The following is a 22,655-nucleotide window of genomic DNA, read 5'->3' on the forward strand; positions in this document are numbered from 1 at the left end:
TAACTTATTGATTAACAAGAAGTTTTTGAAGCGCTTCATCGCTGAAGTGGCGCGCATTCTACATCCAGCAGAATGCGCGTCAAGCTTTAATTGCAGTTTTGTTACTTACAGCGCGTCGAGCGCCTCACGCAGACCGCTACGCCGTTCCACACGTCGCTGTACCGCCTGCTCGAAGATGCCTGCGCGAGTTTCAATCAGGCTGAACCAGTGGCGAGCCCGCGTGATACCGGTATACACCAGCTCCTTGGTCAGCACTGGATTGAGGCTATCGGGCAGGATCAGCGCACAATGGGCGAACTCCGAGCCCTGCGACTTGTGCACCGTCATAGCGAACACCGTCTCCACCGCACTCAGACGACTAGGCAGGATATGGCGCAAGGCGCCGCTGCCATCATTGCGTGGGAATACCACTCGTAATACCTGGCGCATGGGTGCGCCCGGAACCTCTGGTGGCTCGGGCAAGCGCAGCGCGATGCCGATATCGCCATTCATCAATCCCAGGCTGTAGTCGTTGCGCGTTACCAGCACAGGCCGACCTTCATACCAGCCATGAGCCTGCTCAAGGAGTCCACGCCGGACCAACGCTTCAGCGATACGCTCGTTGAGCGCCTCTACACCCCAAGCGCCCTTGCGAACGGCGCACAGCAACTGGAACTGATCGAACGCCGCCAGAACCCCGCCCGCCCAATCATCCCAGGCTTGCTCACTCGATTTTGGCACCGGACGCTGCGTCTGCATCACTTGTAGGTAATCCGCATACCCCTGCGGACGCGACTCACCGTCGCCCTGCCCGCCTATGAGCAGACGTTCCAATCCGCGATCCTGCTCACCCGACAGCCGCAGCACATGCAGGTCATCCGCACCGGCGGCCAGAGTCGCACGAGCCGTCTGCGCATCGCCCTGGTTCACCGCACGCGCCAGACGCCCGATACCCGAGCCACTGCCGAAGCGGCGCGAGTGGCGCAGCATGACGATATGCTGCGCTAGCGCCTTGTCACCGGGCACCAATGCCGGATCTTCAAGCCGCTCGCCCGTCTGGCTTTCCAGCCAGGCGCGCGTCGCTTCGCTGTAGCCGCCGCTTTCCGCCTCTCGACACAAGTCGCCCAGCACCGCGCCAGCCTCTACCGACGCCAGTTGGTCCTTGTCGCCCAGCAGAATCAAACGCGCATGCGCTGGCAGCGCGTCCAGCAGGCTGGCCATCATCTCAAGGTCGATCATCGACGCCTCGTCTACCACCAGCACATCCAGCGGCAGAGGATTGGCGGCATCGTGACGAAAATGACGACTGCCAGGACGACTGCCGAGCAAGCGATGCAATGTCGTCACCAAGGTTGGAATCTGCTCACGCACTCGCTCGTCCAGCGCCAGGGATTGCACTTGCGCACCGATGGATTCGGTCAGGCGCGCGGCAGCCTTGCCGGTGGGCGCTGCCAGACTCAGGCGTAGCGGCTCGCCAGTGGCCATGGCCGCCTCCTGCAACAAAGCCAGCAGGCGTACCACCGTGGTGGTCTTGCCGGTGCCTGGTCCTCCGGTGATCAGCGTGAAACGGCCATGAGCGGCCATGGCGCAAGCGAGCTTCTGCCAATCGGTCAGACGCTGCCCATCCACCACCAGCGTTTCAGGAAAGAGTGAAGCCAGGCGCATCGCCAAGTCACTCGGGGCTGCAGCATTAGCCTGCAGACGCCGGGCGATATTGCCTGCCACCTGGCGCTCGTAGTTCCAGTAGCGGCGCATATATAAGCAGGTGCCACTGAGCACCAACGGCGCTCCCTCGGACTCTAGCAGCGCACTGCCGGAACAGGCCGCCAACCAGGATTCCAGACTGAGTCCGGCCAGCACCTGAGACGGCAGAATCGTTGCCTCTTCCGCCTCATCCCCCTCCGGCGGCAGGGACAGGGTGAAGTCCGGGTTGGCCAAGGTCGCCGCCAGATCAAGACAGACATGCCCCTGACCTAATTGGTGACTGGCCAGTGCGGCGCCGAGCAGCAACAGGGGCGACGCGTCCGGATCCAGCTCGGCGAACAGCTGCGCCAGCGCACGATCCAGTTCACGTAGCCAGCCGCGCTCGCTCCATATAGAAAGTAAGGCAAAGAGATCAGCGCGATCGCGCAGCGCCGGCGCAAAGGTCGTACTCATGCTGCGCCCTCCTCGGCTTCGCCCATGAACAGCTCGTCCAATCGCTCGATCAGCTCGCGCGGCGGCCGTGCCAGATAAGCGCCCTGCTGCGGCGCACGCAAGAATAGGTAGAGCGCGCCCCCTACATGCTGGTCGTAGTCGTAATCCGGCAGGCGCAGACGCAATTGCCGGTGCAGCGCCAACACATAGAGCACGTATTGCAGGTCATAGCGGTGGCTGGCGATGGTCACCTCCATCGCTTCACGGGTGTAGGCGCTATCGTCGCTGCCGAGCCAGTTGGACTTGTAATCCGCCACGTAGTAACGCCCCTGATGTTCGAATACCAGATCGATGAAACCCTTGAACATGCCATTGAGGGTGTCGGCACGCAGCGGCTGCCTGGCCATGCCCGGCAATTCGTACTGCTGCACCCACTGATCCAGCAGCCTGACATCGACAGCACGTGCTTCGAACCAGAACTCCAGCTCGGGCTGATATTGCGTCAGTTGCGCCAGCACCACGGCATCCGTGCCAGTCAGCGGCAGCGGTTGAGTCAGAAACGCCAGCAACCAGTCCAGCAGCGGGTCGATCCAGCTTTCCAGGCCGCGACGCTGGCAGCGCCTGGCCAGTGCCTCGCGCAACCTCGAAGGTTCCTGCGCCAGCGCGGCGAAGCCTTCCTGCGCCGCCATTTCCAGCAGACCATGGAGGAAGGTGCCGGGATTGGGCCCGCGCGGGAAGCGATGCAGCCCCTGAGCCGATGCAGGTAGCGGCGCCAGAGCCAGCAACGGGTTCTCGTCGTCGATGGCGTTCTGCATCGCCGGACTGTCGGGCGCGGCGTCTTCATGGCGGCTGACCTGGCTGGGCGCGTCTTCGTCCAGACGCAGCGCACTGTAGGAAGCGATCCACCAATGCTCGGCGGCGCGTCGTACTGGCGTACGCCAATGCGGCTCGAACTGCTCATCTTCGATCATGCGATAGCGCTGCTCGCTGACGGGCGGTACCGGCGCCACGGTGCTTTCCAGACCAACAGCAAAGGGTGCGAGCCAATCAGCGAGTGCGGCACTTGCCACCAGGGGCTCGCCACAACCGAGCAGGTAGCCCAAGGCCGACTCATGCAGACGCGACTTTTTGCCGTTACCGATCTTCAGGTCTGCTACGCCCAACCAGCAGGCATGACGGGCACGGGTCAGCGCCACATAAAGCAGGCGTAGGTCTTCACCCAGGCGCTCACGCTCGGCGCGCGCCAAACTGTCCTCATCGGCCTTGAGCACCAAGCGTCGGCGTTCGCCGTCATGGATCTGCAGCGGCTTCTTGTCATCCACCGGGCGGAAGGCGCAGATGAATGGCAGGAAAACCAAGGGATACTCCAGACCCTTGGATTTGTGGATGGTCACCACGCGCACCAGCGCCTCATCGCTCTCCAGGCGCAACACCTGCTCATCGACCGCCTGGCCTTCGCCTGCCAGCGGCTCACTCAAGTGACGAATCAGCGCCAGCTCGCCATCGAGTTCAGTGGCGGCCTGCTGCAGCAGTTCAGCCAGATGCAACAGATTAGTCAGTACTCGCTCGCCATCGTCACGCCCCATCAGCTGTTGCGGCAGCTCGAAGTCTTGCAGCAGCTGGCGCAGCATCGGTAGCACACCCTGGCGCTGCCAGCGCTGGCGATAGTCGCGGAACTGCATGACGCGGCGCTCCCAGGTGCGCTCGTCGAGGTTGAGCTGCTCCAGCTCGGTCAACGCCAGCCCCAGCGTCGCACTGGCCAGCGCTGCGCGCAGCGGGCGATCCTGATCTGGCTCGGCACAGGCGCGCAACCACAGCAGCAGGTCGCGTGCTTCCTGGGCGGCGAACACCGAATCCTTGTCAGAGAGGTAGACGCTGCGCACGCCACGAGCCGACAGTTCGCCGCGAATGGCCTGTGCCTCGTTGAAGTCGCGCACCAGCACCGCGATGTCGCTGGGCCGCAGGGTACTGAGCGCACCCTCCTTGCTAAAGCCGGCCTGCCCGCGCTGGCCCAGATCCAGCAGACGCACGATCTCACTGGCTGCACCCGCCGCCATGACATCCAGATAGGCGCCTTTGGCAACCGGCTCGTCGCTCTCCAATTGCCACACCGTCAGGGCTGGTTGCGCCTGGCCGTCGACACTCCATACTTCGCGTCGACCTTGCGCGCCCACCTCGATAAAAGGCAGATCATCGCGCAGCAGAAACGCACCCTCACCGCCCTCGCGCTGCTCAGCCCGCAGGAAAACGCCATTAACGGCATCGACCATGGACTGGCTGGAGCGGAAGTTCTTTTCCAGGTTGTAATGCCGACCGAACGTGGCCCGGCGCGCGCGCAGGTAGGTGTGAATGTCGGCGCCACGGAAGGAATAGACGGCCTGCTTGGGGTCACCGATCATGAACAGGCCGCAGTCGGCGCGATTGGCTTCGACCTCGTAGAGCGTATCGAAGATGCGGTACTGCAGCGGGTCGGTGTCCTGGAATTCATCGATCATCGCCACCGGGAACTGACGGCGGATAACCTCGGCCAGGCGCGGGCCATTGCCGCCTTGCAGGGCAGCGTCCAGGCGCACGAGCATGTCGTCGAAGCCCATCTCCGCACGCTGGCGTTTCTCCCAGTCGAAGCGCTGGCGAACCCAAGCCGCCGCGTGGCGCAAAGCCGCGTCAGCGGGATCAGGCAGCGCATCAAGTTGCGCCTTGAGTAGTGCCATGGCATCCAGCGCGGGATGATCAGGCGCCTCGCCCTTCCAGGCTTCGGCCAGGCCGTCGGGGGTCAGCCGAGTGAAGCCTGTACCCAGGTCGAGACGCGGCTCTTCGCCGCCAGCCCACTCGCGCAACTTGGCCAGCCAGGGGTTGTAGAAGCGCGCCTGGATTTTCTTGCCGTCCACTTGCCTGGCCGCCACCGCTGCATCCAGCAACAGCTGCAGCTCCTCGGCCCAGGTCAGCCAAGGCGACTTGAGCTCGACCAGCGCCTGATCACGCTGCTGCAGCGCGTGATCGAGCAACTCGCCCAACGACTGCGTCGTCCCCTCACTCTCCTCACCCAGTAAGGGACGCAGCCTGGCGCCAAGACCGTCGGGAGTCCCCCAGACGCTTGCCACCCACTCCAGCGCGGCGCCCTGCAACGGATAGCAGTGCTGCCTCCAATAGTCGCGCACCACCTCGGCCAACAGTTCGCTGTGGTCGGTCTCCAGGGTCTGACTGAACAGGCTGCCGCTGTCGAAGGCATGCTCACGCAGCATGCGCTGACACCAGCCGTGAATGGTGGACACGGCGGCCTCGTCCATCCACTGCGCTGCCAACTCCAGGCGGCGGGCGCACTCGTCCCACTGCGTCTGGGCAAAATCACCGCTTAGCTCACGCAGCAGGTCATCGCCCTGGGCATCACCGCGGAATACGGTCGCGGCCTCGACTAGACGCGCACGAATCCGGTCGCGCAGTTCGCGCGTGGCCGCATCAGTAAAAGTCACCACCAGAATCTGCGGCGGTAGCAACGCCTCGCGGAACGCGGCGTCGCCTCCATGCCCGAGAATCAGCCGCAGGTAGAGCGCGGAAATGGTGAAGGTCTTGCCCGTACCGGCGCTGGCCTCGATCAAGCGGCTGCCGTGCAGGGGAAACGTCAGGGCCAGTGGGCGCTGTTGGCTCATGCTGCGTCCTCCTCGAGCGCCTGGGGATGACTGTCGAGTAGCGACTGGTAGAGTTGTTCGCTCCATGCCGGAAACTGACCATCGGCGGTAAGGGCGGCGTAATTCGGGAACTGCCTGGCCAGACTGGCGCTGCCCTGGACTTCACCTGTGAGGTTGTAGCTGCCCTCGTAGACACCACGGGCCTTGTCCTCGTTATTGTCCTGCAACCAGGCCAACGAGGTTTTCAGGGCGACCGGCAGAGGTGCCTGCATGCCGGCGCCCCAGGCTTGCAGCCAAGTGCTCAGTACAAGGGCTGCGTGCTCCACAGGTAGTGGCTCGAACGCCAAGCTGCGATCCTCCCCGACGAGCAAGGTGATCAGCGGCACACCGCAGGCCGACGCGATGACATGCAGCGCATAGGGTCGCAGCAGACGATGCCACTTCCAGCTCTTGTCCTTGTGCAGCGCGCCTGGCACCAGTTCCAGCCGTGCGAGGCTGCCATTGGCCTTCTGCCGCAGCCCGGCGAGCCAGCCGTCGAGCTGAACACCGGCTGCGGCGAAGGTCAGGCGCTGCGGGGATTCCAGCAGGGTCGACCAGCACAGGCAGAGCCCCTGATAACGCCGCAACTGCGCCGGCAGAGGCTCCAGCAAGGCGTTGCGATACTGTTCGCCGAAACCAGCCAGCGGCAGGACACCACTGCGCTGCAGACGGTCGGCTGCTGCCCTCAGCGCATCGTCGTGGTCCCCGTCGCCCGCTAGCGCCGCCTTGAGCAAGGTTTCCTGCAACTGGTAGCGCTGCAGACCGTCGAGGGCGAATGGCTCGCTGTCGAGCTGCGCCTGCTCTTGTTCATCGAGAAACACCTTCAGGCGGCGGGTGAAAAAACACTTCACAGGGTCACGCAGGAACGACTGCAACAGCTCAGGCGTGAGCTGATGTCCCTCTTCCCAGGCCAATAACGGCGCAGCGCTCTCGCCCGCCGAGGCCTGGTCATACAGGGCCGCCCACTCGTGAGCATAGCTGAACAGTTGCGCCTCGCCGTTGAAGTAACGGCGACTGAAAGGCTGCAAGGGATGCTCGGTGGTCAGGCCATGCAGAACGTCGCCGCCATCGGCCAGCGTCCAGGCACTGCCAAGGTGGTCGCGCAACTGGCCGACCAACACGGACGGCGGGCGCTCGCTGTTGTCGCGAATGCTGCGCCCTACCCAGCTGATATAGAGACGATCACGTGCTGCCAGCAGTGCTTCGAGCAGCAGATAGCGATCATCCTCGCGGCGTGAGCGGTCACCGGGGCGGTAATCACCGGCCATCAGATCGAAATCCAGCGGCGCCTGACTGCGCGGATAGTCGCCATCGTTCATGCCCAGCAGGCAGACCTGACGAAAAGGGATCGCGCGCATCGGCATCAGCGTGCAGAAATTCACCGCACCGGCTAGAAAGCGCTGACTCAGCCGCCCCTGATCGAGCCCGCCGAGCCAGGCTTCGCGCACCACTGGCAGAGTCAGCGCTTCGTCCAGCGTCGCAGCCTCGCACAGCTCCAGCCAGGCCTCCAGCGCATCGAGCAACTGAGTCGTGAGCACGTCTTCGCGGTCGTTTTGTGGCAGGAAGAAATCGTCGAGCACGCTGCGTAAGCGTTCGCCCCACTGCCCCGGTGTGGCCGGCTCACGCATTTGCTGCAGGTGCCGGTCGAGGGTTTCCAGCAGGCGCGTTACCGGGCCGATCAACGCAGCATCGAGCCCGCCGATCTCGTCGTAAGGTTCGATACCGGCAAAAGCATCGGCCTTGCCCACTGCGTAACCCAGCAGCATGCGCCGCAGGCCAAAGCGCCAGGTGTTCTGCTCCAGGTTCTCACCCAGGCCCAGCGATTGCCGCTGGCTCGCATCCAGCCCCCAACGCACACCGACACCCTCCAGCCAGCGGCGCAGCGTGGGTAGCTGATCCTCGGCGATGGCGAAGCGCTGACGCAACGCGGCAACATCCAGCAGATCAAGAATCTCGCTTACGCTGAAGCGGCTTTCCGGCAGACGCAGCAAATGCTCCAGCGCGATGATCATTGGCTCCTTACCGCGCAGCCCCTGGTCGGCCAAGGTGAAGGGGATGAAACGCGGGTCGTCGCTGGCGAACTGGCCGAACACGGCCTGAATATGCGGTGCGTAGGCATTGACGTCCGGCACCATGACGATCACGTCGCGCGGCCGTAGCGTGGCGTCCTCGCTGAAGCTGGCCAGCAGTTGATCGTGCAACACCTCCACCTCGCGCTGAGCGCTGTGGGCGATATGAAAACGCAGCGAATGATCACGCGCGGGGTCGACCGGCGGCCAGGTGCTGCGGGTTTCCGCCAGCGGACGCAGGTCGAGGATATCGTTCTGTAGTTGGCCAAGCAGGCTGTTCTCGTTGGCCGGACTGAACAGGTCGATGCGCTCGAACTGCTCGCGGTAACGCTGCGGCTCGTCGTACTGATCCAGCAGATTGATATAGTCACGCCCCTGCTTGCCCCAGGCTGCGAGCAACGGCTGCCCGTGCTGGTGCATATCCTCCTGCTCGAAAAGGCCGATCTGGGCGCTTGGTCTGCCCTTGCGCTGCTGGCGGCGGTATTCGTGGCGCAGCAGATCCTTGTCTTCGACGATATCGCCCCAGTGGTGCTGACAAGGGTTGTGCATGTAGAGCATGACCTGGCTGAAACGCGCCATGGCCGCCAGCGCTTCCAGCACCTGGGCCGGCAATGAGGAAATACCGAAAACGGTGATGCGCCGGGGCAGTCCAGGGGGCGCTGCATCCAGCTCACCCATGCGCGCGACGAAACGCGGATGCACGCCAGCGCGACTTTCAGCCAGGTGCTGCTCGCCGACATCCACCAGCAAGGCACGCCACAGTGCGGGTTGCCAACGGGAATCGCCCTCCAGCATCCTTTCGCCACCGCGCGAGGTACGCAAACGATCATGCCCGGCGGCCCAGTCCGCCAGCCAGTCGGCGCGATAGACCTGATATTGGTCGAACAGATCGGCCAGGCGCTCGGCCAGTTGGTGGCGCTTACGCAGGTCCTGATCATCAGCGAGGAAGCGGCGCAACGGAGCGAACGCCTCCTCGGCCAACAGGCCCGGCAACAGCCGCATCAGACGCCAGGTCAGCGGCGCCTTGTCCAAAGGCGATTGCTGCGGGATCGCGTCCTTGCCCAGCACGTTACGGTACGCCTGCCAGAGAAAGCGCGCCGGCAGGTCAACGTCCAGCGCCGCCGCGATGCCACAGCCGTCACGCTCGGCCAACGCCAGCTTGAGCCACTGGGCGATGCCGTTGCTCTGCACCAGCAGCACCTCATTCTCCAGCGGCCGCAATGGATAGCGCCGCATCCACTGCACCGCCAGCGCACGCAGCTCTTCGAGGTGGTTACCGTGGATGACGATAAGGCCGGGGGACAACTCCGGGCTGGCGGGCATCGACTGACTCCTGTCGAAAATCGAAGCGCAAGTTTGCCAGCATTTGGCGACAAGGTGCGTCATCAACGCCTATGTCACAAACGACCTGAAGCATTTGAGGCCGACCAAATAACTAAAAGGCCGGTCAACGACCGGCCTTGGTAACGACAGCAGCAGGCGTCAATCAACCCTGAGCTTGTCGCGATTCTTATCCAGAGTCGCCTCACCGATACCTTTGACTTCAAGCAACTCGTCAACCGAAGCGAAGTTACCGTGAGCCTCACGATAAGCCACGATTGCCTGCGCCTTGGTTGCTCCGATACCCGCCAACTCGCGCTGGAGAGTGTCGGCATCAGCAGTATTCAGATTGACGGTAACTGCCTGGGCAACCTGCGCAGAGGCCGTAGCGGCTGGTTCAGTCTTCGAAGTTTCTACTGCCGAAGCAGCAAGGGAGAGGGAGGTGAGAACGGCGAATAGCACGGAGGAAAGGTAGGCTTTCATCATCTTAACGTTCCTTGTAAGTGAGTAAGACGAGCGCTTTAGGCTCGTTCTTGAACCTAGACGCTATCTCCTCACTGTCAAATTGGAATGGGCGAGATCCGTCACCACTCGGTTGACGAGCTGGGCAAACTAATTGATGAAACCAACAGGATTTCGGTTACCAACCCGCGCGGGCCGGCCCTGACAGTCAGGTATTGCAACTGCGCCGCACTACCTTTCAATCGCTGCTTTAGTGGCTAATACAAGCATGAATAATACCAACCATAATAATTGACGATTTTTCTTATATCTCATGACTGGCGATCATGGTCGCCAACGCCGTAGATGCCTGTGAAGGCCAGACGGCTCCAAAGTGACTAGGAGAACCACCATGAGCGATATCGTTTGGCCGAAAGGCTATGTTCCGGGCTTTACCGAAAACTTCTGCTCTAATGAAGTCATCGTAAGCGGCCTCAGCGTCGCCGACATCTGGCCTCTTCTGAACGTACCGGCCATGTGGCCGACCTATTACGCCAACTCTTCCGACATCCGCTTCTATGACAACAAGGGGCCGGAGCTGGAACAAGGCGTGCGCTTCTTCTTCAAGACCTTCGGTTTCCCCGTCGAAGCCCAAGTGGTCGAGCATGTCGCACCAGTGCTCGGCCAACCTGCACGAGTGGCCTGGCATGGCTGGGCTGGCGAAGAGGGTACCGACGAGCGTCTGGACGTTCACCACGCCTGGCTGATCGAAGATCTGTCCGGCAACCGCGTGCGCATCCTCACCCAGGAAACGCAGAAAGGTAAGCCGGCCGAAGCCCTGGCCAATGACCCCAGCAACCCGATGATCAACGGTCACCAGGCGTGGCTCAACGGCATGGTTGCCGCTGCCCGTAAGGCCCGCGTATGAAAGCGGCGATCCTGAAAGCTCCCGCCGGTTTGCAGCAGATCAATATCGTCGAGATGGCCGACCCCGGTCAGCCGGGGCCGGGCGAGATTCGAGTGCGTATACATGCCAGCTCGCTGAACTTCCACGATCTGCTGGTCGCCAATGGCGGCATCCCGACCGCTGACCGGCGCGTGCTGATGTCCGACGGTGCTGGCGTGGTCGAGGCCGTGGGTGCGGGGGTCGATGAGTTCCGCCCGGGCGATCATGTGGTCTCGTGCTTCTTCCCACAGTGTGTTGCCGCTGACCGAAAACTGACCCAGTAGAGGCTGTTCTGCCGACTGAAAACTGACCCAGGTGTTCAACTGCTTCTGCTCAATTTTTGAGCAGGAGAACACAGGGTGATCAGTATGGAAATGATGGGCAAAATTCGGCGGATGTATTTCCGCGACAAGCTGTCGCTGCATGAGATAGCCAAGCGCACCGGGCTGGCGCGCAACACGATTCGCAAGTGGGTCAGAGCACCTGAGGCCAAGCAGCCGGTGTACCAACGCCGCGCGATCTTTAACAAACTCAGCCCTTTTCACGCCACGCTAGAGCAGGCGCTAAAAGCCGATTCGCTGCGCCCCAAGCAACAGCGGCGCAGTGCCAAGGCGCTGTTGGCGCAAATCAAAGCCGATGGTTATGACGGTGGCTACAGCCAGCTCACCGCGTTTATCCGTGCCTGGCGAGGGGGACAGGGCAAGGCGTCGCAGGCCTTTGTGCCGCTGACCTTTGCTCTTGGCGAGGCGTTTCAGTTTGACTGGAGCGAGGAAGGCTTGCTGGTCGGCGGCATTTACCGGCGTATGCAGGTGGCACATCTGAAGCTGTGTGCCAGCCGTGCGTTCTGGCTTGTGGCGTATCCGAGCCAGGGCCATGAGATGTTATTTGACGCCCATACACGCTCGTTCGGCGCCTTGGGCGGCGTGCCGCGCCGGGGCATCTACGACAACATGAAGACCGCCGTCGACAAGGTCAATAAGGGCAAAGGCCGGGCGGTGAATGCACGCTTTGCGGTGATGTGCGCGCATTACCTGTTCGATCCGGACTTCTGCAACGTCGCCGCTGGTTGGGAAAAGGGCATCGTTGAAAAGAACGTGCAAGACAGCCGCAGGCGTATCTGGCTAGACGCCCAGGACTGTCAGTTTCACTCCTTCGAGGAACTCAATGCCTGGCTGGGCCAGCGCTGCCGCGCGCTTTGGAACGAGCTGACGCACCCTCAATACAGCGGGCTGAGTGTGGCCGAAGTGCTTGAGTTGGAGCGCGCTGAACTGATGCCTGTGCCAGCGCCATTCGACGGTTACGTCGAGCGGCCTGCGCGGGTCTCCAGCACCTGCCTGGTCAGCGTCGGGCGCAACCGCTACTCGGTGCCGTGTGAGTACGCGGGTAAGTGGGTCAGCAGCCGTTTGTATCCGACGCGAATCGAGGTGGTGGCTGACGACGCGCTGATCGCCAGCCATGTCCGCTTGCTGGATCGCGACCAGGTCAGCTATGACTGGCAGCACTACCTCCCGCTGATCGAACGCAAGCCCGGTGCGCTGCGCAACGGCGCGCCCTTTGCTGATCTGCCGGCGCCGCTGCGTCAACTTAAGCACGGTCTGGGGCGTCATGCCGGCGGTGACCGGATCATGGCGCAAGTTCTGGCTGCCGTACCGGTCGCCGGGCTCGATGCGGTGTTGGTGGCTGTTGAGCTGGTACTGGAAAGCGGCAGCCTGAGCGCCGAACACATCCTCAATGTCGTGGCGCGCCTGGCCGCGACCGAACCACCACCCAGCGTCGAAACCCACTTGTCGCTCAAGGAAGCCCCCGTCGCTAACACGGCGCGCTACGACCGCCTGCGTGGCCAGGCCGAGGAGGTCGGTCATGCGTGATTTGATGGCGGAACTCAAGGAGCTGCGCCTGCACGGCATGGCCACGGCCTGGGCGGAGTTAACTGCACAGGGTGAGTCGAACACAGCCTCGTCCAAGTGGCTGCTCGAACACCTGCTGGAACAAGAGCACACAGATCGCGCCATGCGCTCGGTGAGCCACCAGATGAACATGGCCAAGCTGCCGATGCACCGCGATCTGGCCAGCTTCGATTTCAACGCCTCTAGCGCCGACGCACGCCTGATCAGCGAGCTGGCCAGCCTGGCCTTTACCGACACCGCGCAGAACGTGGTGCTGATCGGTGGGCCAGGCACCGGTAAAACCCACCTAGCCACCGCGCTGGCCGTGTCCGGCATCACCCGGCATGGCAAGCGCGTGCGCTTCTACTCCACGGTCGATCTGGTCAATCTGCTGGAGCGCGAAAAACACGACGGCAAAGCCGGGCGGATCGCCCAGGCACTGCTGCGCATGGATCTGGTCATCCTCGACGAACTGGGTTATCTGCCGTTCAGCCAGGCTGGCGGTGCGTTGCTGTTTCACCTGCTGTCCAAGCTGTACGAACACACCAGCGTGGTGATCACCACCAACCTGAGCTTCGCCGAATGGTCGAGCGTGTTCGGCGACGCCAAGATGACCACCGCCCTGCTGGATCGGCTGACCCACCACTGCCACATCGTCGAAACCGGTAACGAGTCCTATCGCCTGCAACACAGTAGCTTGGCGGCCCAGGCCAAGATCAAATCACGGGAGCGAAAGCGTAAGGGCGGCTAGGAACCGGAGGACGATGAGTCGTTCTGATTTCATGGTGACGACGGCCTGCTGCATGGCTGCATGTGGCAGGTCTTCAACAGCTGAACTGGGACAGCGAGGGAGTGGGTTCAAAAGCAGCTGCGCTGGTAGACTTATCCACAGTTGCTGGTAACAAAATCAGCAATCCGCCCTGGGTCAAATTTCAATCGGCAGGGTGGGTCAATTTTCCATCAGCGCCAACAGGCATGGGCGTCATCGAGCTGGAATTGCGGCTCCATGAACTGGTTTACCCCGCCACGCAGGGTGACGTAAGGATTACCGAATAAATCGGTATTGATCGACTCCACCACGCCAGTGACCTTGAAGCGCTTACCTTTGAACTGCTGATCGGCTGCGACCGTATTGCGGTCATACGCCTGAGCCAGTTGCTGAGCGCTTACTTCAAACACGGGCACAACCGGGGCTGCCACCTCTGCAGGCTGACTCTGGCTAGTCGTGGGCGCAGCAGCCTTGCCGGACGGACGCTCCCCTGAAGCCATCGCAACCAGCATCAGCGCCAGCCATGCAAAACCGACTATCCGGCTGGTAGTGCTATGCCCCTGGCGCAGCAGAAACCAGACAAAAATGACCGGGAAGAGAAAAATCCCGACGCCCAGCCAGAAGCCAACACTGCGGCTAACGGCTTGGGCGGGCGGTATCTGAACGGCGGCAGTCTGCTTGGCGATAGGCGCGCCACAGTGTGGGCATGCAGCCGCTTGGTCGCTGGCCATACGGTCGCACTCGATACAGTTGATCAATGCCATTTCACTACTCCTTGATTGCACTTCTCGGGTTAGCCAGAACTGCCGGCTTGCTTGTGCCAATCAAGATATGTAGCGTGACTAGACGTATCTAGAGTGTTTGCCCGTACAGGTAAAGTTTTCGAGCAGATGGAGAAGCCATGAAACGCAAGCAAGCAATCGAATCCGTGCGCTGGGATCTGGCGTTGCGCTATCGGCTGATAGAGACCGTGACCTGGTGGGAGGGTCGCCTAACTACAGGCCACCTGATGCAGAGCTTCGGCATCAGCCGCCAGCAGGCATCGAAGGACATCAACACCTACATCAATGAGCACGCGCCGAAGAACCTGGAATACGACAAGCATTTGAAGGGGTATGTACCGAGCCGCCACTTCAAACCACTGTTCATTGACGACAGCGCCAGCGCCTACCTGCATCTGCTTAATCAAAACTACGAGCGGGCGCCTCATATCGACGGGCTCGCCTTGGCCTATGCGCACACCGAAGTGCTGGGCGTACCAGATCGCTCAGTACGCCCGGAGGTATTGCGCCCTCTGCTCAAAGCCTGTCGAGAAGGGCTGCGACTGGAGTGCGAGTATGTGTCTTTCAGTACCCCGGACGTTGAGACCAGGTTGATCGCCCCGCATACCCTGATCTACACAGGCATGCGTTGGCATGTACGCGCTTACTGCGAGAAGAACGGGGATTACCGGGACTTTGTGCTCAGCCGTTTCCGCGGTGAGCCTGGGCTTATGGATGACCAGTCGGAGCACAGCAGAGACTTAGATAGCGGGTGGAATACCGAGCTTGCGGTGGTTATCGAGCCAGACGTGCGCCTGAAGCCCGAGCAGCGCGCCATTATCGAGGCAGACTATGGCATGCAGAACGGTCAGCTACTGATCGAGACCCGTGGCGCGCTGGTGCAATACGTGTTGCAGCGCTACCAGATCGACCCGACCAAGGTGCATGCCAAGGCGGAAGCTCAGCAGATTGTCGTAGCCAACCTCGATGAATTGAAGCCCTGGCTTTATCACTGAAAGATGGAGCCCGTATGGCCGCCCACCCCCTGCTCTACACCCTACATATCCAGCTAGAGCCGTTGCAGCTCGATCCGCCGATCTGGCGGCGCATCAGGGTGAGCGGCGACTGCACCCTACGCAAACTGCACCACTTCATTCAGGCGGCCTTTGGCTGGCACAGCTGCCATTTGCATGAGTTCAGTAATGGCTTGAACACCTATATGCCGCTGGATGCCGAGCTGATGTACCAGTACGACGACGTGCTGGATGACCGAAAAACTAAACTGCGTCGTGTCTTCAAGGAGGCAGACCGGCTGCGCTATCTCTACGACTTTGGCGATAGCTGGCAGCATGTGATCGCCGTGGAGACTATCGAGCCCTGCGACTTCACGGGCACCTGGTGCGAGGTGCTGGATGGCGCCCGCGCCTGCCCTCCTGAGGATGTAGGCGGTGTGCCGGGTTATCTGGATTTTCTGGCACTGATCCAGCAACCGGCCAGCGAGGAAGGCCGAAACGCACTGGAATGGGCCGGTGGCTGTTTCGACCCCGAAGGATTTGATCGCCGAGCGGCCAACGCGGCTGTGCAGCGGATCTGCAACAACCTGTGGGGCTGAGTCAGCAGCGCCCCCAGCAACCCCAGCAGATGCAGTCTGACAGGCTGTTCACGATGAGCAACCTGACTAGCAGGATCGATACCGCCGCGATATCGAAGTCCGGACGCTCACTGGACTGCACCGCCATAGGCCAGCCTGGCCAGTCCGAGCAAGATCGCTACAAGACAGACAAGGGCCAGGACATCATGAGGCGAGATCAGCAAAGTGAACATGGCAAACCTCCGGGTAGGTGATCGCTCGACCATAGCGAGGCGTTCCTGCCATGGCGACCTGTCCACTTTTGGCATGTAACCAAAGTGGACAGATCTTCCGTTCAAACGATGGATGCGGTATTGAGACACACCATCCTCGCCCATGATGTTCGACTATCGGAGCATTCCCGTCCTTAGGCATCGAGCTCCCTCGGGCCTCAAGCGCAGATGCTGAGCATCCTTGACGAGATACTTCACCACCTTGTGTACATGGCGCCGAATCCCTCGATCATTCCTCTTGATGCGACCGATACCACACTCGTCTCCATGCTGCTCCTTGTCATGGTTACAGCTATGCGAATAGCCCTGGCCACGGGTGATGTCTTCCCACAACTCGCCTAGCTGGATGGTCTTGTAGACATCGCCACGCACCTCGTTGCCATTGAAGAAGTAAGCAGCATGGATGTGGTAGCCCCTGCCCTCGTGGTGATCACCTTGCTCGACCGAGTAAATGTGGCCGATGAGATGCTCGAAGATCGGGTTCCGTCTGTGCTCGTAGATCAGATCATCCAGGTCATCGAATACGTGCTCGGCACGTAGCCTAGCCTGCGCCGCAGCACGGTAATGGAAGTCGACCCTGACGATGGTGATACGCGAATAGAGCTCACATAAGGCATCGGCGTAGTCGCAGACTTGGATCTCCTGCTTCCTGGCCTGATAGCGGTGGTCATCTGTCTTGCGGCGATACCACCGTTCACGAGTCAGTTGACGGATCCGGGCGACCAAGACGTTCATGCTGCGATGATGATCCAGGTAGGCAGTGCCCCCTTCATTCAGGCAGACCGGGCCATTAGGGTGACGCTCCAGCCCGATGTCCTGACATGCAGCCCTGAACGCTTGCAGGTGCTCGCTGTAGTCGTAGGGCACACGATCATCGAACAGGTCGACCATCTGCTTGATGTGCGTCAAGTACCGGGAGAGCCTGGTCTCTTCGACACGCTCGTAACCCGTACGAGTCTGCTTGATTCGGTATGCCGGTGAGTCAGAGTCTTCGATGACCTGGACAAGTCGCTCGATCTGGAGAGCAATGTCAGATTGGGGGAGGTGGGTGTAGGTCTTGCGATTGTTCATGGTGGTATCCCTCGTTGTTTAAGGCATACCAGAAGGTGGTCTAGTGATTTTTTACGATGGACTATCCCTGACTGGGCAGTGGGTAGGTACTGTGCAGCAATGCCATGGTATAAACTATTGAAATATAGATAATGATAGTCGGTAGCTATTAGCTATATCACTAGAGAGCAGCTCACCCCCAAGAAGACCACCCCGACGAAACCAAGCAATGGCGAGCAATATTGCCAAGCCTGCCAGGGGATTTGCCAGATCACATTTTGGGAGAGTTAGCTGAGAATGCAGACCTCTCCACGCGGCATAAGCGCCATGACCAGCCGTAGCCAGCCATTGCGCAGATGGTCCGTTCTAGCTGGCGACACTCAGAGGCCGGTGGGACGCGAAGCAGTTCCCTCAGTCAGGTCGCGCTCCTGAATCCTGGCCAGGATCCAGTCGTGCACCTCGCTTTCAATCCAACCGACGCTACGCCCAACCAGAGGGACAGGTTTGGGAAACTCCCCCAAACTGATGAGCTTGTAGATTGTAGATCTCGCCAAACCGGTGGAGCTAACCACACCCCTCAAACGAATAATTCTCAAAACACTACCCCTCTGTCATATGCCACACAGGCACGAAACAGAGGACTTTCACAACACGAAAGCATCTCGGCAATGGAATCCACCAGTTCGAACACGCACAAATGATCTAACGGTGACCCAACGGTGACCCAACGGTGACCAAAATACCGGAAATCAGCCCAAGACAGAAAAACGACGAGCATAAAAAAATCCAAGCACCCGTAAGTGCTTGGATTTTCTAGGGTTTTTTGGTCGGGACGGAGTGATTCGAACACTCGACCCCTTGCACCCCATGCAAGTGCGCTACCGGGCTGCGCTACGCCCCGACAATGCTTCCGGATGACCGAAAGCGGAAGGAACTATACATTAAGCTTTTGAAATAAGGCAACTTTTTCTTAGCCCTACTTCTTCAGCACGTGTAAAACATCCTCGAGCTCGACGATCATCTGCTTGATCATCTGACGATACTGGGTGGTGTCGTCTTTGGCTTCGTCACCGGAAAGGCGCTGGCGTGCGCCACCGATGGTGAAGCCTTGATCGTACAGGAGTGCACGAATCTGCCGAATCATCAGCACATCCTGACGCTGGTAATAGCGACGGTTACCCCGCCGCTTCACCGGATTCAGCTGTGGGAATTCCTGCTCCCAGTAACGTAGAACGTGGGGCTTGACCGCGCAGAGTTCACTGACCTCACCAATGGTGAAGTAGCGTTTGCCGGGAATTGCCGGTAGTTCGTCGTTATGACTTGGTTCCAGCATATGCCTCGACCCTGGCTTTCAATTTTTGCCCTGGACGAAAAGTGACCACACGGCGAGCCGTGATTGGAATCTCTTCCCCTGTTTTCGGGTTACGGCCGGGTCGCTGGCGCTTGTCGCGCAAGTCGAAGTTGCCGAACCCGGACAGCTTGACCTGTTCGTTCAGCTCAAGAGCCTGGCGGATCTCTTCAAAAAACAGCTCCACCAGTTCCTTGGCTTCCCGTTTGTTCAGGCCGAGCTCTTCATACAGACGTTCCGCCATCTCAGCTTTCGTCAGAGCCCCCATACGCTACTTCCTTAACGTGGCGTTGAACCTTTGTTCGAGGCAGGTGAGGATATTTTGCGTAGTAGTACTCACCTCATCGTCATTAAGAGTGCGCGATGGATGTTGCCAGGTCAAGCCGACAGCAAGGCTTTTTCTAAGCGGATCAATACCTTTACCGTGATAGACGTCAAATAGCTTGAGGTCTGTCAGCCATTCTCCCGCCGTTTCACGGATTGCGCCCAGCACAGCCTCGGCCGGCTGCTCGCGGTCGACCAACAGCGCCAGGTCACGACGCACTTCAGGGAAGCGCGACAACTCGCTGAATGCTGGCATGCGACCAGCAGCCACTTCGGCCAACACCAGCTCGAAGAGGAACACCGGCTGATCCAGGCCCAATGTCTTGGCCAGCTCAGGATGCAGAGCACCGATGAAGCCCACCAGGCGCCCTTCCCGCTCGATGCGAGCAGTCTGGCCCGGATGCAGAGCAGGATGCTCACCCGGCACGAAGCTGAAGGCATCGGCCGCACCGGCATAACCCAACAGCGCCTCGACATCGGCCTTCAGGTCATAGAAGTCGACGCTATCACGGCTGTTGGCCCAGCCTTCGGGCAGACGGCTGCCGGTGATCACGCCAGCGAGCATGGCTTCTTGCTGCAGACCTTCCAGCTGACCGACAAAACGCAGGCCGCTCTCGAACAGACGCACGCGCGACTGCTGGCGATTGAGATTGTGCTGCAGCACCTTGACCAGCCCCGGCCACAGCGAGGAGCGCATGGCGGCCATATCGGCAGAAATCGGGTTAGCCAACTGCAGCGGCTCTACGCCTGGGGTGAACTGCTCGAACAGCTTCGGGTCGATGAAGCTGTAGGTGATCGCTTCCTGATAACCACGGGCGACCAGCAGACGACGCAGCGCCGGCAGCTCAGCACGCGCTTCGGCTTTGGCCTGCGGCGCCAGGCGAGCTTGCGGGTAACGCACCGGCAGACGGTTGTAACCATAGAGACGGCCCAGCTCTTCGATCAGATCCACTTCCAGGCTGATGTCGAAGCGATGACTCGGCACGCTGACCAGCCACTGGCCGGCACCCTGAGCGCTGACGACCAGCCCCAGTGCAGTGAGCAGACGCTCGACCTCGACACCGTCCATATCCATGCCCAGCATCTGGCTGATACGCTCGGCACGCAGAGTGATCGGCGCCACGCTAGGCAGGTCCGCCTCGCTACTCGCTTCGATGATCGGGCCTGCTTCGCCGCCAACGATTTCCAGCAGCAGCGCAGTAGCACGCTCCATTGCCTTACGTGCCAGCTGCGAGTCGACACCGCGCTCGAAGCGGTGCGAGGCGTCGGTATGCAAGCCGTAGGAACGAGCCTTCCCAGCGACAGCGATATTGTCGAAGAAGGCGCTTTCCAGGAACAGATCGCGGGTATTGTCGCTCACACCGCTGTGCTCACCGCCCATCACGCCGGCGATGGCCAGCGCGCGGCCATGATCAGCGATGACCAGAGTATCGGCACGCAGGCTGACTTCCTGGCCGTCGAGCAACACCAGCTTCTCGCCCTCTTCAGCCATCCGCACGCGAATGCCGCCATTGATTTCGGCGAGGTCGAAGGCATGCATCGGCTGGCCCAGCTCGAGCATCACGTAGTTGGTGATGTCCACCGCCGCATCGATGCTGCGAATATCGGAACGACGCAGGCGCTCGACCATCCACAGCGGGGTCGGACGGGACAGGTCAACGTTGCGTACAACGCGACCGAGGTAACGCGGGCAGGCCTTGGGCGCGAGCACCTCAACAGGGCGCACTTCGTCATGCGCAGGCGCAACGGTGTCGATAGCGACTGGCGAAACGGAAGCGCTGTACATGGCGCCGACTTCCCGAGCCAGGCCGGCGAGCGACAGGCAGTCACCACGGTTAGGGGTCAGGCCGATCTCGATGCTGGCGTCGTCCAGTTGCAGGTAGGAGCGAATGTCACTACCTAACGGCGCATCAGCCGCCAGCTCCATCAGGCCGCTGTTGTCGTCACTGATCTGCAGTTCGGAAGCCGAGCACAGCATGCCTTGCGACTCCACGCCGCGCAGTTTGGCCTTCTTGATCTTGAAGTCGCCCGGCAGTTCGGCACCGATCATGGCGAACGGAATCTTGATGCCGGTACGGGCATTGGGCGCGCCGCAGACGACCTGGAAGGTCTCGGCACCATTGCTCACCTGGCATACGCGCAGCTTGTCGGCGTCCGGGTGTTGTTCGGCGCTGAGGATCTCACCGACCACGATACCACTGAAGGCCCCGGCCACCGGTTGTACCGCGTCGACTTCGAGGCCGACCATGGACAGGCGTGCGACCAGATCCTCGCGGGATACGTCGGGATTCACCCAACTGCGCAGCCATTGTTCACTGAATTTCATGTTGTCTGTTCTCCTTAAACGAATTCGATCACGAGGGGCGGCTGCTAGCGAAATTGCGCCAGGAACCGCAGATCGTTATCGAAGAACAGGCGCAAGTCATTGACGCCATAGCGCAGCATGGCCAGGCGCTCGACACCCATGCCGAAGGCGAAGCCGGAGTATTTCTCCGGGTCGATGCCGCTCATGCGCAGCACGTTCGGGTGGACCATGCCGCAACCCATCACTTCCAGCCAGCCGGTCTGCTTGCACACGCGGCAACCTTTGCCGGAGCACATCACGCACTGCATGTCGACTTCGGCCGACGGCTCGGTGAAGGGAAAAAAGGAAGGACGGAAACGCACACCCAGTGGTTTTTCGAAGAACACGCGGAGGAATTCCTCGATGGTGCCCTTGAGGTCAGCGAAGCTGATGTCCTCGTCGACCAGCAGGCCTTCGACCTGATGGAACATCGGCGAGTGGGTGATATCGGAGTCGCAGCGATACACACGACCAGGGCAAACGATACGGATCGGCGGCTGCTGCGATTCCATGGTGCGTACCTGCACCGGCGAGGTGTGGGTACGCAGCAGCATGTTCGCGTTGAAATAGAAGGTGTCGTGCATCGCCCGCGCCGGGTGGTGGCCAGGGATGTTGAGCGCCTCGAAGTTGTGGTAGTCGTCTTCGACTTCCGGACCCTCGGCCACGCTGTAGCCGATATGGGTGAAGAACTGCTCGACACGCTCGAGCGTGCGAGTGACCGGGTGCAGACCACCGGATGCCTGGCCACGACCAGGCAGGGTCACGTCAATCCGCTCGGACGCCAGCTTCTCGGCGAGCAAGGCCTGCTCAAGCACGGATTTGCGGGCATTCAGGGCGTCTTGCACTTGATTCTTGGCAGTATTGATCAGGGCGCCAGCCTGTGGGCGCTCTTCGGCAGACAGCTTGCCCAGAGTCTGCATCAGGGCGGTCAGTTCGCCTTTCTTGCCAAGGTACTGAACCCGGAGCTGTTCCAGGGCATTGACATCTTCACTTCGTTGCACGGCCTCAAGCACTTGCGAGACCAATGCATCCAGATTTTCCATTTACAGACTCCAGATACGAAATAGGGGAAGAGCTGTTAAGGCTCTTCCCCTATCTTTGACGTTGCCACCGGGCGAACCCGGTGATTGTCGGGGGACTTAAGCCAGAACGGCCTTAGCTTTCTCGACAATCGCAGCAAACGCCGCTTTTTCGTTCACTGCCAGATCAGCCAGAACCTTACGGTCGATTTCGATCGACGCTTTCTTCAGGCCAGCGATCAGACGGCTGTAGGACAGACCGTTGACGCGAGCACCAGCGTTGATACGAGCGATCCACAGTGCGCGGAACTGACGTTTTTTCTGACGACGGTCACGATAGGCATATTGACCAGCCTTGATGACAGCCTGCTTGGCAACACGGAACACGCGCGAACGAGCGCCGTAGTAGCCTTTAGCCAGTTTCAGAATCTTTTTGTGACGAGCACGAGCGATAACGCCACGCTTAACACGAGCCATGAGTAATTACCTCTAAGTATCTTGACCGAATTAACGAACGCGCAGCATGCGCTCGACTTTAGCTTTGTCCGACGGACCGATCAGCGAACTGCCACGCAGCTGGCGCTTACGTTTCGTGGACATCTTGGTCAGGATGTGGCTCTTGAAAGCGTGCTTGTGCTTGAAGCCTGTAGCAGTCTTCAGGAAGCGCTTTGCAGCACCGCTCTTGGTTTTCATTTTTGGCATGTTTTGTACTCCGCATTCATTAACTACTGATAA

Annotated in this window: 18 protein-coding genes, 1 tRNA gene and 1 pseudogene; 6 read left to right on the forward strand and 14 right to left on the reverse strand. The window is 60.6% G+C overall.

Features of this window, described 5'->3' with window-relative positions; genetic code table 11:
- Positions 1-105: 105 nt before the first annotated feature.
- From recD to AAEQ75_RS20500, 4 genes are all read right to left on the reverse strand, one after another.
- Positions 106-2,136, reverse strand: a complete 2,031-nt coding sequence (recD, locus tag AAEQ75_RS20485; protein ID WP_343350290.1) for an exodeoxyribonuclease V subunit alpha — start codon at positions 2,134-2,136, stop codon at positions 106-108.
- A complete protein-coding gene (gene recB, locus AAEQ75_RS20490; RefSeq protein ID WP_343350292.1) occupies positions 2,133-5,762 on the reverse strand; it encodes an exodeoxyribonuclease V subunit beta in 3,630 nt (1,209 codons plus the stop codon). Before recB ends, recD begins: the two co-directional genes overlap by 4 nt.
- On the reverse strand, positions 5,759-9,172 hold the full coding sequence (gene recC / locus AAEQ75_RS20495) for an exodeoxyribonuclease V subunit gamma (protein ID WP_343350293.1): 3,414 nt from the start codon (positions 9,170-9,172) through the stop codon (positions 5,759-5,761). The genes recB and recC overlap by 4 nt, the downstream gene beginning before the upstream one ends.
- Before the next feature lie 159 nt (positions 9,173-9,331).
- A complete protein-coding gene (locus AAEQ75_RS20500; RefSeq protein WP_343350294.1) occupies positions 9,332-9,655 on the reverse strand; it encodes a ComEA family DNA-binding protein in 324 nt (107 codons plus the stop codon).
- A gap of 367 nt (positions 9,656-10,022) precedes the next feature.
- Between AAEQ75_RS20500 and AAEQ75_RS20505 the strand changes: the two genes are divergently transcribed.
- The 4 genes and pseudogenes from AAEQ75_RS20505 to istB all read left to right on the forward strand — a co-directional run bounded on the left by AAEQ75_RS20505 (position 10,023) and on the right by istB (position 13,193).
- On the forward strand, positions 10,023-10,538 hold the full coding sequence (locus AAEQ75_RS20505; protein WP_343350295.1) for an SRPBCC domain-containing protein: 516 nt from the start codon (positions 10,023-10,025) through the stop codon (positions 10,536-10,538).
- Positions 10,535-10,807 (forward strand): annotated as a pseudogene (locus AAEQ75_RS20510) (alcohol dehydrogenase catalytic domain-containing protein); the annotation flags it as partial. The gene AAEQ75_RS20505 and the pseudogene AAEQ75_RS20510, both read left to right, overlap by 4 nt.
- Before the next feature lie 117 nt (positions 10,808-10,924).
- Positions 10,925-12,424 (forward strand): IS21-like element ISPst3 family transposase, encoded by a 1,500-nt coding sequence (istA, locus tag AAEQ75_RS20515; RefSeq protein ID WP_153605164.1) that lies wholly within the window; start codon positions 10,925-10,927, stop codon positions 12,422-12,424.
- Positions 12,417-13,193, forward strand: coding sequence for an IS21-like element ISPst3 family helper ATPase IstB (istB, locus tag AAEQ75_RS20520; protein WP_198757821.1), 777 nt, complete (start codon positions 12,417-12,419; stop codon positions 13,191-13,193). The genes istA and istB overlap by 8 nt, the downstream gene beginning before the upstream one ends.
- 209 nt (positions 13,194-13,402) lie before the next feature.
- Here istB and AAEQ75_RS20525 read toward each other — a convergent pair whose 3' ends face one another.
- The gene (locus AAEQ75_RS20525) at positions 13,403-13,975 is read right to left on the reverse strand and encodes an OB-fold protein (protein WP_343350296.1); all 573 of its coding nucleotides are present in this window, start codon (positions 13,973-13,975) and stop codon (positions 13,403-13,405) included.
- A 137-nt stretch (positions 13,976-14,112) separates the two neighbouring features.
- On the opposite strand from AAEQ75_RS20525, the gene AAEQ75_RS20530 reads away from it, so the two are divergent.
- Positions 14,113-14,988 (forward strand): helix-turn-helix transcriptional regulator, encoded by an 876-nt coding sequence (locus tag AAEQ75_RS20530; protein ID WP_343350297.1) that lies wholly within the window; start codon positions 14,113-14,115, stop codon positions 14,986-14,988.
- A gap of 14 nt (positions 14,989-15,002) precedes the next feature.
- Complete coding sequence (locus AAEQ75_RS20535; protein ID WP_343350298.1) at positions 15,003-15,584, forward strand: plasmid pRiA4b ORF-3 family protein; 582 nt, start codon at positions 15,003-15,005, stop codon at positions 15,582-15,584.
- Positions 15,585-15,949: 365 nt separating this feature from the next.
- Here the strand turns inward: AAEQ75_RS20535 and AAEQ75_RS20540 are convergent, their stop codons facing one another.
- From AAEQ75_RS20540 to rpmI, 9 genes are all read right to left on the reverse strand, one after another.
- The gene (locus AAEQ75_RS20540) at positions 15,950-16,906 is read right to left on the reverse strand and encodes an inovirus-type Gp2 protein (protein WP_074859101.1); all 957 of its coding nucleotides are present in this window, start codon (positions 16,904-16,906) and stop codon (positions 15,950-15,952) included.
- A 359-nt stretch (positions 16,907-17,265) separates the two neighbouring features.
- Entirely contained in the window at positions 17,266-17,481 is a 216-nt protein-coding gene (locus tag AAEQ75_RS20545) for an AlpA family transcriptional regulator (protein WP_024915821.1), read from the reverse strand.
- Positions 17,482-17,709: 228 nt separating this feature from the next.
- Positions 17,710-17,786, reverse strand: a tRNA-Pro gene (locus tag AAEQ75_RS20550).
- A 75-nt stretch (positions 17,787-17,861) separates the two neighbouring features.
- Positions 17,862-18,218 (reverse strand): MerR family transcriptional regulator, encoded by a 357-nt coding sequence (locus AAEQ75_RS20555; protein WP_343350299.1) that lies wholly within the window; start codon positions 18,216-18,218, stop codon positions 17,862-17,864.
- Positions 18,199-18,501, reverse strand: coding sequence for an integration host factor subunit alpha (ihfA, locus tag AAEQ75_RS20560; RefSeq protein WP_003243414.1), 303 nt, complete (start codon positions 18,499-18,501; stop codon positions 18,199-18,201). The genes AAEQ75_RS20555 and ihfA overlap by 20 nt, the downstream gene beginning before the upstream one ends.
- A 3-nt stretch (positions 18,502-18,504) precedes the next feature.
- Positions 18,505-20,883: a phenylalanine--tRNA ligase subunit beta gene (gene pheT / locus AAEQ75_RS20565; protein WP_343350300.1), complete on the reverse strand. Its 2,379-nt coding sequence runs from the start codon at positions 20,881-20,883 to the stop codon at positions 18,505-18,507.
- Between the two features lie 44 nt (positions 20,884-20,927).
- Positions 20,928-21,944, reverse strand: coding sequence for a phenylalanine--tRNA ligase subunit alpha (gene pheS / locus AAEQ75_RS20570; RefSeq protein WP_343350301.1), 1,017 nt, complete (start codon positions 21,942-21,944; stop codon positions 20,928-20,930).
- 96 nt (positions 21,945-22,040) lie between these two features.
- The gene (rplT, locus tag AAEQ75_RS20575; RefSeq protein ID WP_003461224.1) at positions 22,041-22,397 is read right to left on the reverse strand and encodes a 50S ribosomal protein L20; all 357 of its coding nucleotides are present in this window, start codon (positions 22,395-22,397) and stop codon (positions 22,041-22,043) included.
- Between the two features lie 30 nt (positions 22,398-22,427).
- Positions 22,428-22,622: a 50S ribosomal protein L35 gene (gene rpmI, locus AAEQ75_RS20580; RefSeq protein WP_003461222.1), complete on the reverse strand. Its 195-nt coding sequence runs from the start codon at positions 22,620-22,622 to the stop codon at positions 22,428-22,430.
- Positions 22,623-22,655 lie beyond the last annotated feature (33 nt).

It is taken from the genome of Pseudomonas sediminis, assembly GCF_039555755.1.
In the GTDB taxonomy this organism is placed as follows: domain Bacteria; phylum Pseudomonadota; class Gammaproteobacteria; order Pseudomonadales; family Pseudomonadaceae; genus Aquipseudomonas; species Aquipseudomonas mendocina_D.

Excerpts from the sequence above, each read along its gene's own strand:
- ihfA (WP_003243414.1), bottom strand. The coding sequence starts at position 18,501 with ATGGGGGCTCTGACGAAAGCTGAGATGGCGGAACGTCTGTATGAAGAG.
- AAEQ75_RS20535 (WP_343350298.1), top strand. The coding sequence starts at position 15,003 with ATGGCCGCCCACCCCCTGCTCTACACCCTACATATCCAGCTAGAGCCG.
- recD (WP_343350290.1), bottom strand. The coding sequence starts at position 2,136 with ATGAGTACGACCTTTGCGCCGGCGCTGCGCGATCGCGCTGATCTCTTT.
- AAEQ75_RS20540 (WP_074859101.1), bottom strand. The coding sequence starts at position 16,906 with ATGAACAATCGCAAGACCTACACCCACCTCCCCCAATCTGACATTGCT.
- rplT (WP_003461224.1), bottom strand. The coding sequence starts at position 22,397 with ATGGCTCGTGTTAAGCGTGGCGTTATCGCTCGTGCTCGTCACAAAAAG.
- pheS (WP_343350301.1), bottom strand. The coding sequence starts at position 21,944 with ATGGAAAATCTGGATGCATTGGTCTCGCAAGTGCTTGAGGCCGTGCAA.
- AAEQ75_RS20530 (WP_343350297.1), top strand. The coding sequence starts at position 14,113 with ATGAAACGCAAGCAAGCAATCGAATCCGTGCGCTGGGATCTGGCGTTG.
- istB (WP_198757821.1), top strand. The coding sequence starts at position 12,417 with ATGCGTGATTTGATGGCGGAACTCAAGGAGCTGCGCCTGCACGGCATG.
- istA (WP_153605164.1), top strand. The coding sequence starts at position 10,925 with ATGGAAATGATGGGCAAAATTCGGCGGATGTATTTCCGCGACAAGCTG.
- AAEQ75_RS20525 (WP_343350296.1), bottom strand. The coding sequence starts at position 13,975 with ATGGCATTGATCAACTGTATCGAGTGCGACCGTATGGCCAGCGACCAA.
- recC (WP_343350293.1), bottom strand. The coding sequence starts at position 9,172 with ATGCCCGCCAGCCCGGAGTTGTCCCCCGGCCTTATCGTCATCCACGGT.
- AAEQ75_RS20555 (WP_343350299.1), bottom strand. The coding sequence starts at position 18,218 with ATGCTGGAACCAAGTCATAACGACGAACTACCGGCAATTCCCGGCAAA.
- rpmI (WP_003461222.1), bottom strand. The coding sequence starts at position 22,622 with ATGCCAAAAATGAAAACCAAGAGCGGTGCTGCAAAGCGCTTCCTGAAG.
- AAEQ75_RS20500 (WP_343350294.1), bottom strand. The coding sequence starts at position 9,655 with ATGATGAAAGCCTACCTTTCCTCCGTGCTATTCGCCGTTCTCACCTCC.
- AAEQ75_RS20505 (WP_343350295.1), top strand. The coding sequence starts at position 10,023 with ATGAGCGATATCGTTTGGCCGAAAGGCTATGTTCCGGGCTTTACCGAA.
- recB (WP_343350292.1), bottom strand. The coding sequence starts at position 5,762 with ATGAGCCAACAGCGCCCACTGGCCCTGACGTTTCCCCTGCACGGCAGC.
- pheT (WP_343350300.1), bottom strand. The coding sequence starts at position 20,883 with ATGAAATTCAGTGAACAATGGCTGCGCAGTTGGGTGAATCCCGACGTA.